This is a genomic window from Arcobacter pernae (assembly GCF_049472135.1).
In the GTDB taxonomy this organism is placed as follows: domain Bacteria; phylum Campylobacterota; class Campylobacteria; order Campylobacterales; family Arcobacteraceae; genus Arcobacter_B.
Window position 1 is genome coordinate 302,868 of record NZ_JBMOVV010000002.1, and the last position, 11,839, is coordinate 314,706.

At 30.3% G+C, this 11,839-nt stretch carries 11 protein-coding genes and 1 rRNA gene; 4 read left to right on the forward strand and 8 right to left on the reverse strand.

Annotated features, from left to right (window positions below; all coding sequences use genetic code 11):
- Positions 1 to 2 precede the first annotated feature (2 nt).
- Together ACH5BF_RS04065 and ACH5BF_RS04070 are read left to right on the forward strand one after the other, a co-directional pair.
- The gene (locus tag ACH5BF_RS04065; protein WP_423272888.1) at positions 3 to 2,462 is read left to right on the forward strand and encodes a PAS domain S-box protein; all 2,460 of its coding nucleotides are present in this window, start codon (positions 3 to 5) and stop codon (positions 2,460 to 2,462) included.
- Positions 2,463 to 2,538: 76 nt separating this feature from the next.
- Positions 2,539 to 3,798 carry a response regulator gene (locus tag ACH5BF_RS04070; protein WP_423272889.1) on the forward strand — a complete coding sequence of 420 codons (1,260 nt, stop codon included), beginning with the start codon at positions 2,539 to 2,541 and terminating at the stop codon, positions 3,796 to 3,798.
- Between the two features lie 4 nt (positions 3,799 to 3,802).
- Here the strand turns inward: ACH5BF_RS04070 and ACH5BF_RS04075 are convergent, their stop codons facing one another.
- From ACH5BF_RS04075 to secG, 6 genes are read right to left on the reverse strand one after another with little or no spacing between them, the layout of a single operon-like run.
- Positions 3,803 to 4,909 carry an MFS transporter gene (locus tag ACH5BF_RS04075; RefSeq protein ID WP_423272890.1) on the reverse strand — a complete coding sequence of 369 codons (1,107 nt, stop codon included), beginning with the start codon at positions 4,907 to 4,909 and terminating at the stop codon, positions 3,803 to 3,805.
- Positions 4,899 to 5,378: an RDD family protein gene (locus ACH5BF_RS04080; protein WP_423272891.1), complete on the reverse strand. Its 480-nt coding sequence runs from the start codon at positions 5,376 to 5,378 to the stop codon at positions 4,899 to 4,901. Before ACH5BF_RS04080 ends, ACH5BF_RS04075 begins: the two co-directional genes overlap by 11 nt.
- A complete protein-coding gene (pyrE, locus tag ACH5BF_RS04085; protein WP_423272892.1) occupies positions 5,378 to 5,986 on the reverse strand; it encodes an orotate phosphoribosyltransferase in 609 nt (202 codons plus the stop codon). The genes ACH5BF_RS04080 and pyrE overlap by 1 nt, the downstream gene beginning before the upstream one ends.
- A 4-nt stretch (positions 5,987 to 5,990) precedes the next feature.
- On the reverse strand, positions 5,991 to 6,548 hold the full coding sequence (frr, locus tag ACH5BF_RS04090; protein WP_423272893.1) for a ribosome recycling factor: 558 nt from the start codon (positions 6,546 to 6,548) through the stop codon (positions 5,991 to 5,993).
- Positions 6,549 to 6,558: 10 nt separating this feature from the next.
- Positions 6,559 to 7,500 (reverse strand): polysaccharide deacetylase family protein, encoded by a 942-nt coding sequence (locus tag ACH5BF_RS04095; protein WP_423272894.1) that lies wholly within the window; start codon positions 7,498 to 7,500, stop codon positions 6,559 to 6,561.
- Positions 7,501 to 7,519: 19 nt separating this feature from the next.
- Positions 7,520 to 7,870 carry a preprotein translocase subunit SecG gene (gene secG / locus ACH5BF_RS04100; protein WP_423272895.1) on the reverse strand — a complete coding sequence of 117 codons (351 nt, stop codon included), beginning with the start codon at positions 7,868 to 7,870 and terminating at the stop codon, positions 7,520 to 7,522.
- Between the two features lie 72 nt (positions 7,871 to 7,942).
- Here secG and ACH5BF_RS04105 point away from each other — a divergent pair, with 72 nt between their 5' ends.
- Complete coding sequence (locus ACH5BF_RS04105; RefSeq protein ID WP_423272896.1) at positions 7,943 to 8,638, forward strand: methyltransferase domain-containing protein; 696 nt, start codon at positions 7,943 to 7,945, stop codon at positions 8,636 to 8,638.
- Here the strand turns inward: ACH5BF_RS04105 and ACH5BF_RS04110 are convergent.
- Both ACH5BF_RS04110 and ACH5BF_RS04115 read right to left on the reverse strand, forming a co-directional pair.
- On the reverse strand, positions 8,590 to 8,994 hold the full coding sequence (locus ACH5BF_RS04110; RefSeq protein ID WP_423272897.1) for a thiamine-phosphate pyrophosphorylase: 405 nt from the start codon (positions 8,992 to 8,994) through the stop codon (positions 8,590 to 8,592). The two genes, ACH5BF_RS04105 and ACH5BF_RS04110, sit on opposite strands and share 49 nt — an antisense overlap.
- A 52-nt stretch (positions 8,995 to 9,046) precedes the next feature.
- Positions 9,047 to 9,745, reverse strand: a complete 699-nt coding sequence (locus ACH5BF_RS04115) for a Bax inhibitor-1/YccA family protein (RefSeq protein ID WP_423272899.1) — start codon at positions 9,743 to 9,745, stop codon at positions 9,047 to 9,049.
- Positions 9,746 to 10,222: 477 nt separating this feature from the next.
- On the opposite strand from ACH5BF_RS04115, the gene ACH5BF_RS04120 reads away from it, so the two are divergent.
- Positions 10,223 to 11,739, forward strand: a 16S ribosomal RNA gene (locus ACH5BF_RS04120).
- Positions 11,740 to 11,839: the final 100 nt, after the last annotated feature.

Here is an 11,839-nt window from a genome sequence, read left to right on the forward strand (position 1 = left end):
TAATGAATAAGCTAAACTCTTTAGGAAAAACACTATTACTATCTTTAGTAATAGTGGTAACTGTAGTTACTGCTATTATTTCTTCTTTATCTTTATTAAAAGATGAAGCAATAAAGACGCACTTAGAAATTGCAAGACTTCATGCAAATACTTTATCTGACCAAGTAACTCAAAGTTTCAATAATATTAATTTACTGAGTTCAAACTTGGTGTCAGTTATAAATAATCAAGATGAGTTTAGTACTTTACACACTAGATTTAATAAAATTTTGTATAACAATCCTTTCATTAGGTCTATTAATATTTTAGATTCAAACAAAAATGTAATTTATAGTTCAAATGACTTGAACTTGAATCTAAATATTAATATAAATGATTTTTATCCAAAGCCTTTATTTAGTAAATCTGTACTTAGATTTGGTCTTCCTTGGATAGGAAGAGATTTGGTTGATGGTTCAAATGTTACTCATATGAATGAAATTACAAAAACAGACTTATCATTTGTTCCTGTTCTTAGATATTTTGAACTTGAAGGAAAAGAGTTTTATATATTAATAAATGTTAATAGTGAATATTTTATAAATAGATATATTGAGAATCTTGATAATTCATTTGCGTATATTGATTTATATAGAATTGATGGTTTTTTACTTTTCTCATCAGATATACAAGTTACTCCTGGAACATTGATTGAAAAAAGATCACTTTACAACAAAGCATTAAATAGTTCTCAATCATGGGGAATAGAGAGTTTTAGAAATAAAGAGTACATTACTTCTTACAAGCTAACAGAAGTTTTCCCATTAAATATTGCAATTAGAATTGATTTACAAGAGAGTTTAAAAGACTGGGAAGAAAAAACTTCAAATATCTCAGTTCTAATTATTAGTTTAGTTTTGGTTTCAGCTATCTTGGTGATTACTTTGATTTATAAATACCATTTAGAAAGAGAAGTGGAATTAAAATTCCAAAGAAAACAAATAAAAGAACAGAAAAAATTCCAAGTTTTATTTGAACAAACAATCTTCTTAGCAGCTATTATGAAGAGTAATGGAAAAGTAACTCAGGTTAATAATAAAGGTTTAGAGTATTTAGAAGAGAGTTTAAAAGAGGCTTTAGAAAAGAGATTTTGGGAGCTTTCATGTTGGGATGAAAAGGAACAAGCTTATTTAAAAGACACTATTTTAAATATGAATTTAAATACTATAACTTTTTCTCAAGAAGAGATGATTATAAAAAATAAAAATAATCAACAAAGAGTTGTTGAATTATCCCTAATTCCATTGAATGTAGATGGTGAATTAGAGTTAGTTGCTTTAGGTTTAGATATTACAGAGAGAAAACAAAAACAAGAGCAATTAAAACAAGCATATATTGTATTCCAAAATGCACATGATGGTATTATGATTACAGATAAAGATACAAATATCATAAATGTTAATAGTGCTTTTGAGAAATCAACTGGATATAGTATTTCTGATGTATATATGAAGAATCCAACTGTTTTACAATCAGGAGTACATCCTAAAGAGTTCTATTCGAATATGTGGGAAGAACTTAATAAATATGGCTTCTGGGAAGGTGATTTAGTAAATAAGAGAAAAAATGGTGATGTATTTAACGAATATATTACAATTAGTGTTGTTTATGATGAAGAGAATAAAGTTAAAAACTATATTGGTATTTTCTCAGACACAACAAATCAGAAAAAGCAAGAAGTGAAGTTAAAAGAACAAGAACAACTACTTCACCAACAGTCAAAAATGGCTGCAATGGGTGAAATGATTGAAAATATTGCACACCAATGGAGACAACCTTTATCTGTAATCTCTACAATTGCTACAGGTATCAAATTAAAAAAAGAGTTAGGGATAAATGAAGAGGAAGAAGAGCTTTATGAGTTAGATAAAATTAATGAATCTTCTCAATATTTATCAGAAACTATTGAAGACTTTAGAGACTTTTTAAGAACTGATAAACCAAAAGTAATATTTAATATTGAAAACACTTTCAATAAAAGTTTAAAACTAATTAGTTCAAAGTTTAAAAACAGAGAGATTAATATCCAAAAAAGTATTGAAGATATTAGATTATTAGGTATAGAAAATGAATTATTACAAGTGTTTTTAAATATCTTTAATAACGCAAGAGATGCTTTAGAGAAAAATGATATAGATTATAAATTATTATTAATTGAAGTTAAGAAAAAGAGTTCAATGGCAAACATTAAAATAATTGATAATGGTGGTGGAATTGATGAAAAAATACAAGATAGAGTATTTGAACCTTATTTTACTACAAAGCATAAGTCACAAGGTACAGGAATAGGACTTTATATGTGTAGAGAAATTATTATTAAACATATGAATGGAACTATCAAGTGCTATAACACTAAAATGACTCATGAAAATAAAGAGTATATAGGTGCTTGTTTTGAAATAAACATACCTATTAAAAATTGACATATAATTATTATTAAATGATACTTTTATAATACTAATTTATGCTATTCTTAATTATTCTATTGGGGAGTAGCTAATGAAAAGGGTAGATTTTTTTAAGTTATTAACAGTAATTTATGTTGAAGATGATGCATTTGTAAGAGAGCATACTACTATTGCTATAAAAAAACTTTTCAAAGAGTTTCATGTAGCTGAAAATGGAAATGAAGCCATTGAAATTTATGATGAATTAATTAGAAACAATCAAAGAGTCGATGTAATAATTAGTGATATAAATATGCCAGTTCTTGATGGTATTGATTTATTAAAAGAGATTAGAAATAGAGATGAAGAGTTACCATTTATCTTTACTACTGCATTTACTGAAGAAAAATATCTACTTGATGCAATAACTCACAATGCAACAGCTTATATTTTAAAGCCAATTGATATAAGAGTTTTAACTGATAAAGTTTATAAGGCTTCCCATTCCTTCCATCAGCAAGATACAATTATTAAACAAAAAAAAGAGTTAGAAAAATATTTAAATGCAATAGATAATGTGGCAATAGTATCAAAAACTGATACAAAAGGTAGAATTACTTTTGCAAATGAGATTTTTTGTGAGATGGCTCAATATACTAGGGAAGAACTATATGGAAGTCATCATAATATAGTAAGACATCCAGATATGCCAAAAGCTGCTTTCCAAGATTTATGGAAAACAGTTAAAAATGGAGATACTTGGCAAGGTAAGGTTAAAAACAGAGCAAAAGACGGAAGTGCATATTATGTAAATGCAACTATCATACCTATATTTGATGATCTAGGAGATGAGATAATCGAGTATGTTGGAATTAGATTTTTAACAACAAATGACGAATTAGAAAAAAGAGAATTCAAAAAAAGAGTTCTTCAAAATATTCAAGAGACAAAAAAACAGCATATCAGTAGTCAAAAAAGAATTAAACTTTTAGAAGAGCAACTTATAACTTATGCAAACATAGATTTAAATTCATTAAATAGTGATATGTTAGATTTAAAAAGAAAATCAGAATCTCAAAAAAGCCAACTGGATTATTATGAAAGTGAATTAAAAACATTAAAAGAGAAGAATAGTAATATTACGAATATTGCAAACACAAAAGTTAAAAAAGCTTCATTAATAGCAATAAATTTAAAAAATGAGAATGATAAACTTCTTGAAGAAAATAAGAATCTTAAAAAAGAAGTAGAGATAAAAAAGAAAGTAGTTTTGGATTTAGAGAAAAGAATTACTGAAAAAAATAAATATATTGAAGATTTAAAAGATGTAATAAACTTTAAAGAAAAAGAGTTAAAGAAAGATAAAATCTAAAATATTAAGAGTTTTGGATAGTTTGTTTTTTTACTGCAAATAAACTTATAAAAGAAATTAAAGCAAATAAAGCACTGTAAATAAAAAGAAACTCTCCATATACCCATCCAGCAATAATTGCACCTATAAATCCACCAAGTCCATAAGCAACTCCATACATAAACTGTTGAGCTAATTTTTTATCTTCATAAAGAGAATAAAGATAAATAATAACAGCACTATGGTATAAGCCAAAAGAGAAAGCATGGATACTTTGAGATATAAAAGTAATAGTTAAGGAATCTGGATAAGCAAAAAGTATTATCCATCTAAAAACTGTAATACCAACACAAAACTTTATAATAGTTAGTAAGTTGTTTTTTAAAAGAGGTGCTTGAAAATAAAGCATTAATATTTCACAAATAACACCAAAAGACCAAAGATAAGATGCCATCTCTAAACTTATTCCATGATCTGTTTCATAAATAGTAAAAAAGTTATAAAAACCTCCAAAACTCATTTGCATAAAAAATAAGCTAAGCCAAAATGGCCAATATTTTAAAAAAGAGAATTCTTCACTATTTTGCTGAGCTTTGTGTTCAACATCACTTCGCATAAGTAATAAAGCAAATACAACAGTTAAGATATTTGTTGCTAAATAGTAGTGCAGAGCAATATGAGGTTCAGTTAGAAACTTTGCTAAAAGCAAAGATATAAACATAAAACCTATAGAACCAAAAAGTCTTGATTTTCCATATCTTTCTTTTCCTAGATGTTTAATAGCTGATACTTCTAGAAATGGTAGCATCAAAGATAAACATACCCCTAAAATTGCATTATTAAGCATAAAGGCATAGAAATTGTCAAGTGTGATATAAAACATTGAAGAACTTATAATAGACATAAATAAGGCAGTTTTGAATACATCTTGATTTAGTTTTACATGTTTTAAAAATAAAAATGGTGTAACAAATCTCATTAGCGGTGCAAGTGCAAAAACGATACCTATCTCAAAAGTACTATATCCAACATCATGAAGTACTTTTGGAAGAAATATTATATATACCCCAACAGCTGCAAAGTAGAAAAAATAGAATGCAGAAAGATTAAAAAATTGAACTCTATTCGTCAATGATTATAGTCTTAGAAATTAAGTCTTGAAAAGTCTTTTTTTCTTTATGAAAAAATGGCATAAACATTAAAAATATTGATGCCATAGAGATTAGTGTAGCTAAATATCTAACTACAGCTTGAATAAAAGTTATTCTTTGTTTATTTTGATTAACAATTTTGACACTGTAGGCTTTCATTCCAGGTGTTTGGAATTTAACATACCAAAAGAATGTTATTACAATTGCAGTAACACCTAAAATCAAAGCCCAACCAAATGATCTATTATGGGCAAACTCATCACCACCACCTAATACTAAATACATAACGATATAAGTAATAGGAGTAGTAATTAAAAATGAGTCAGTTAAAAAGGCTTTCAACCTTGAGCCAAGAGATGCACAAGAAGAGTCTATTTTTTCTTCTTGATTTTTTATAGAGTTATTTTTATTTTGAGCTCTATTTTGTTTTACATCTCTCCACTTTGCCATTAGTTACCTCTACTACCTGGTTTATAAGCAACAGAACCATCTTTACATAATGGACAATCTTCTGGTGCATACATTTCAAAAGTAAAATCTTCTAATGCAAATAAAGGTTTATCAAGTGGTAATTTACAATTGTCTTTTGCTTCAATATCACTACCAACTCTACTACAGAATCCTCTATTAGCCAATGCAGCATATGCTACAATATTTCCACCACCAGCTTCAACTTGTTTTGCAGCTTCTAGTGCAGAACCACCAGTTGTGATAATATCTTCACAAATGATATAGTTTTCACCTTCTTTTACTTCAAAACCTCTTCTGATAGTCATTTCACCATCAACTCTTTCTGCAAAAATAAATCTTACATCAAGTGCAGTTGCTAATGCAAAACCAGCAATTAATCCACCAAGTGCAGGTGAACATACAGCATCTACTTTAATTCCAGATTTTTTAATCTGTTCAGCTAAAGCTTCAGCTAAAAGTTTTGCAGTTTTAGGATCTTCTAAAACCTTTGCAGATTGTAAATAGTATTTTGAGTGATTTCCACTACTTAATTTGAAGTGTCCTTCAAGTAGTGCTTCTGAATCTTTATAAATTTGCTCTACGTTCATCAAATTATACCGTTAAAATTTCTTGTTCTTTTGCTTTTAAAGTCTCATCAGCCTTTACTACAAAAGAGTCAGTAATTTTTTGAATTTCTTCTTGAGCTTTTTTACTCTCATCATCAGTGATTTCTTTATCTTTATGTAATACTTTTACTTTATCATTAGCATGTTTTCTTACATTTCTAATTGCAACTTTTGCATTATCAGTCATACCTTTTGCTTGTTTAGCAGTTTCTTGTCTTTGCTCAACAGTCATAGGAGGGAAGAATAATTTAATTACGTCACCGTCATTATTTGGATTTACACCAATATTAGCATTTTGAATAGCTTTTTCAACATCAGTTAAAAGGTTTTTTTCCCATGGATTTACAACAATTGTTGTAGCATCAGTTGCAGTTACTGAACCAACTTGATTTAATGGTGTTGGTGTTCCATAGTAATCAATTGAAATACCGTCTAAAATTGCAGTATTAACTTTTCCTGTTCTTAATGTTTTGTAATCTCTTTTTAAAGCCTCGATTGACTTTTCCATATGCTCAGTTGTTTCAGCATAAATCTCTTCTAACATCTAGTCTCCTTTATTTAATTAGTAATTTACTTGAAATTGTATAGTAGTTAGGGCTAATAGCAACTCTATTTCGAGAAAACTTTAGCTTCTTGTTTAAAATGACATCTATTATACCATTTTTTACTTTTATATCTTGCCAACCATAGCCAGAAAGGTATAATTTTATGTTTTTTATATCTGGATTAACTTTTACTTTAACTCTTTTTAGAATACCATCTTTAGGAGTCTGTTTTGGTTCTATCCATGTTGCTTCTAATGTTTTGTATTTTAACTTCTCTTTTAAGTTAACATCTCCAACTAAAGCAACTCTATTTATATCAAATCTATCACTTTTTACATTTACACTTCCAGAGCTTTGGTTTGCAATATATTCAAAATTAAATTGTTTAATAACACTCTTTACTCTTTCATCATATTCACCATATGGATAAACATAACCTTTAGGTTTAAAACCCATTTTATTTTCAAAGATTTCGTAAGATAGTTTAGTATCATCATAAATCTCTTTATTAGTTTGTTTAGTTAAGTGTTTATGTCCATAAGAGTGTAAAGCTATTTCTCCATAATTTGAAGCATCTTTTATTTGCTCCCATGTCATAAAATCATTATAGTTTTTCTCTGTAGCCTCTACATATACAAACAGTGTAAAAGGGTAGTTATATTTTTTGAATAAAGGAAGTCCATTCTCATAGAAGCTTTTGTAAGAATCATCTATATTAAAAGCAACCCAATTATCAGGTACTTCCATTTTATTTTTTAATCTATTTACAATATCCATCATAGGTACTACCTTGTACCCATGATCTTTAAAGTATACAAACTCTTTTTCTAGCTCTTTAAGTGTAGTATTTGTACTTTGATGTCTGTCGTCACCAAATCTATGATAAACAAATACATGTGCATTTGCACTTAAGTAAATATATGAAATACAAAGAAGTAATAGATACTTCATACTTATCTATTTCTTTGTATTAGTTATTTGTAGGAACTACTGGTGCAGAACCTGGTGCTGCTGGTGCAGCTTGTTCAGTTTTCTCAATTGGTGTTGCAGGGATTAATGTATCAGTCTTTACTGAATCAATCGCACTTTTGTTTCTTTGTTCATTGTAAAGGTAACCTAAAACAAGTGTATTGATAACAAATGCTAATCCTAATGCCATTGTTGCTTTTGTTAAAAAGTTTCCAGGACCTTTAGCTCCAAATAATGATTCATTACTTCCACTGTAAGCACCTAAACCAATGCTTGAACTTTTTTGAAGTAAAATCACAATTGTAATTAAAACTGCTAAAACTAACTGAACTATTAAAAGTGTAGATGTCATAATCTATTTCCTTTTTGAAAAATGGTGTATATTTTATCTAAAATTTATTAAATACTAGTTAAAATGACCCTTATGTCAGTTAAAAATGAATTTTCTAAATACGCAAAAGAGTATCAATCTCATAATATCATCCAACAAATATGTGCAAAATCATTAGTAAGAGAACTAAAAAATAAACCTAAAAAAATACTAGAATTAGGTTGTGGTTCAGGTCAAGTGTTTTCACAAATTACATGGGATATTGATTTTTATAAAGCAATTGATTTCTCAGAATCAATGTGTGAGCTTCATCCAAAAGGCAAAAATATTCAAGTAAAATGCCATGACTTTGATACACAAGAGTTTTTAGATGAAATAGCAAACGACAACTATGATATTATTTTATCTTCATCTGCTTTGCAATGGTCAAAAGATTTAACAAAAATAGTCAAACATCTATCTTACATTACTGATGAAATAAATGCAGTTTTATTTACTTCAAATACTTTTAAAACAATTCAAGAAGTTTCTTGTACAAAATCACCAATACTAGATGAAAAGTCAATTAAAAATGCTTTTTCAAAATACTTTGAATGTGAATTTGAAACTATTATGTATAAACTAGAGTTTGATAATAAAAAAGATTTATTTGACTATATAAAAAAATCAGGTGTTAGTGGTGGAAATTCTACTTTGGATTTTAAAGCTGCTAAAAAACTTTATAAAGATTATAATTTAAACTATTTAGAGTTTGAAGTGATTTTTATTAAGACAGTCTCTAAATTATAAAGCTCATATCTTATATATTTAAAGTTTTCACTATCTTCAATAGATGTAAGTTTAGTAAACTCTTCAAGCACTCTTGAGCTTTCTTGTGCTCTTTTAAAATTAGCAATCATAATAGAGTTTAAATCATCTCTATTTTGTTCACTTTTAATAGATGATCTTAATACATCATTGCCAACATCTCTAGTTGATAAAAGCTCATTATAATTATTAGTTCTTGCTTTGTGTCTTAAACTTTTTAATTTTAAAGCAGTCTCTTTATCATTATAGATATATCTAAAGATATCTTCAACTACACGAATTCCTTCTCGTAGTCTATTTAAATTAGCGTCAATAAGTCTTAGGTTGTCTGATTTCATATTTTAATAAGTAATTAAATAAAGTAAAACTAACTCCAAAAGGAGTTAGTTTTTAGTCATCATTACTATTCATAATTCCAAGAATTTGTAATAGTGACACAAATAGATTAAAGAAATCTAAGTATAGAGATAGTGCAGCTTCAATAGGTGAATCATAATGACCTTTGATAATATTCTGTGTATCATATAAAATGAATGCAGAGAATAATAAAGCACCAGCACTAGCAATCACTAATTGGAACATAGATGACTGAATAAAAATGTTAGAGATACCTCCAACAATCATAATAATTAAAGCAATGAATAAAAATTTCCCCATTGAAGAGAAATCTCTTTTAGTAGTCATTGCAAACATAGAAATACCACCAAATGCAACAGAAGTCATTAAGAAAGCTTGACCTACTATAGAAGCACCACTAGGCATTGCAAAAATTGCTGCAAGTAAAGGAGCAATTGTTAAACCTGTAATAAATGTAAATAAGAACAATACAGCTAAGTTTACACCTGGTGTATGCTTAACTCTTGGTATTACAAAGAATATTAATGCTAATTCAACAGCAAATAATACCCACTTAACAGGTCCAGCTAGTATTCCAACTATTTCTAAACCAATATATGCACCAGCAGTTGCTGCCAATAATGATCCAGCAAATAACTGATAAGTTGCCTTAAGGAAACTCATTAACTCAGCTTTTGATGACTCCTGTGTATATTGAGATGTTTCATTAGAAAGATAATCTCTATTATACATATGTTTATCCTTTATATTTTTTTGTGTAATTCTAATATCTTAGTGTTTAATTACATCTTTAATATTTACATTAATATTAAATTAGTCATATATTATTATAAAAAAGTAAATAGAAAATTAATAAAAAACAAGAAATAAATGAAATTAATATAAAATCCCTTTAAAACACAATAAAAAGATAGTAAAAACCATAAATTATAAAATTTAAGCTTTTATTAAGAGTTTTCTCTTGACAAAGGGGGATAATTTGTCTATAATTCCCGTCCAATTTCAGAGGAACGACACAAAGTTCTAAAGAGATATGATCTTTAAAAACGAAGGTTAATAAGAAGTAATTTTTATAAACCGAATATAGAAAAAACGATAAAAAAACAAGAAAAATAATTCTTGTCTATTTAAGCTTTTTACATTTATGTAAAAACACTTGAGTGATAATTTTGTTTAATGGAAACAAAAATTGTCAGTTTCAAACACTTTATTATGGAGAGTTTGATCCTGGCTCAGAGTGAACGCTGGCGGCGTGCTTAACACATGCAAGTCGAACGAGAACGGGTTATAGCTTGCTATAACTGTCAGCTAAGTGGCGCACGGGTGAGTAATATATAGGTAATGTGCCCTAGAGAGGGGGATAACAGTTGGAAACGACTGCTAACACCCCATATGCCTTTAAAACATAAGTTTGCAAGGGAAATATTTATAGCTCTAGGATCGGCCTGTACGGTATCAGCTTGTTGGTGAGGTAATGGCTCACCAAGGCTATGACGCCTAACTGGTTTGAGAGGATGATCAGTCACACTGGAACTGAGACACGGTCCAGACTCCTACGGGAGGCAGCAGTGGGGAATATTGCACAATGGGGGAAACCCTGATGCAGCAACGCCGCGTGGAGGATGACACATTTCGGTGCGTAAACTCCTTTTATATAGGAAGATAATGACGGTACTATATGAATAAGCGCCGGCTAACTCCGTGCCAGCAGCCGCGGTAATACGGAGGGCGCAAGCGTTACTCGGAATCACTGGGCGTAAAGAGCGTGTAGGCGGGTAATTAAGTCAGGAGTGAAATCCTATGGCTCAACCATAGAACTGCTCTTGAAACTGATTACCTAGAATATGGGAGAGGTAGATGGAATTTCTGGTGTAGGGGTAAAATCCGTAGAGATCAGAAGGAATACCGATTGCGAAGGCGATCTACTGGAACATTATTGACGCTGAGACGCGAAAGCGTGGGGAGCAAACAGGATTAGATACCCTGGTAGTCCACGCCCTAAACGATGTACACTAGTTGTTGTGAGGCTAGACCTTGCAGTAATGCAGTAAACACATTAAGTGTACCGCCTGGGGAGTACGGTCGCAAGATTAAAACTCAAAGGAATAGACGGGGACCCGCACAAGCGGTGGAGCATGTGGTTTAATTCGACGATACGCGAAGAACCTTACCTGGACTTGACATAGTAAGAACTTTCTAGAGATAGATTGGTGTCTGCTTGCAGAAACTTATATACAGGTGCTGCACGGCTGTCGTCAGCTCGTGTCGTGAGATGTTGGGTTAAGTCCCGCAACGAGCGCAACCCTCGTCGTTAGTTGCTAACAGTTCGGCTGAGAACTCTAACGAGACTGCCTACGCAAGTAGGAGGAAGGTGAGGACGACGTCAAGTCATCATGGCCCTTACGTCCAGGGCTACACACGTGCTACAATGGGGTATACAAAGAGCCGCGATACCGTGAGGTGGAGCAAATCTCAAAAATATCTCCCAGTTCGGATTGTAGTCTGCAACTCGACTACATGAAGTTGGAATCGCTAGTAATCGTAGATCAGCAATGCTACGGTGAATACGTTCCCGGGTCTTGTACTCACCGCCCGTCACACCATGGGAGTTGAACTCATTCGAAGCGGGGATGCTAAGGTAGCTACCCTCCACAGTGGATTCAGCGACTGGGGTGAAGTCGTAACAAGGTAACCGTAGGAGAACCTGCGGTTGGATCACCTCCTTTCAGAGAAGAGAGAAGTTATTCGATTAACTTCTCCAAAGCTATCAAAGATAGCAAATAAAAAAGGTATATCAACCTTTCTATATTCGGTTTATAAAGATTA

Excerpts from the sequence above, each read along its gene's own strand:
- ACH5BF_RS04105 (WP_423272896.1), top strand. The coding sequence starts at position 7,943 with ATGTCAGTTAAAAATGAATTTTCTAAATACGCAAAAGAGTATCAATCT.
- ACH5BF_RS04080 (WP_423272891.1), bottom strand. The coding sequence starts at position 5,378 with ATGGCAAAGTGGAGAGATGTAAAACAAAATAGAGCTCAAAATAAAAAT.
- ACH5BF_RS04070 (WP_423272889.1), top strand. The coding sequence starts at position 2,539 with ATGAAAAGGGTAGATTTTTTTAAGTTATTAACAGTAATTTATGTTGAA.
- ACH5BF_RS04110 (WP_423272897.1), bottom strand. The coding sequence starts at position 8,994 with ATGAAATCAGACAACCTAAGACTTATTGACGCTAATTTAAATAGACTA.
- ACH5BF_RS04095 (WP_423272894.1), bottom strand. The coding sequence starts at position 7,500 with ATGAAGTATCTATTACTTCTTTGTATTTCATATATTTACTTAAGTGCA.
- frr (WP_423272893.1), bottom strand. The coding sequence starts at position 6,548 with ATGTTAGAAGAGATTTATGCTGAAACAACTGAGCATATGGAAAAGTCA.
- secG (WP_423272895.1), bottom strand. The coding sequence starts at position 7,870 with ATGACATCTACACTTTTAATAGTTCAGTTAGTTTTAGCAGTTTTAATT.
- pyrE (WP_423272892.1), bottom strand. The coding sequence starts at position 5,986 with ATGAACGTAGAGCAAATTTATAAAGATTCAGAAGCACTACTTGAAGGA.
- ACH5BF_RS04115 (WP_423272899.1), bottom strand. The coding sequence starts at position 9,745 with ATGTATAATAGAGATTATCTTTCTAATGAAACATCTCAATATACACAG.
- ACH5BF_RS04065 (WP_423272888.1), top strand. The coding sequence starts at position 3 with ATGAATAAGCTAAACTCTTTAGGAAAAACACTATTACTATCTTTAGTA.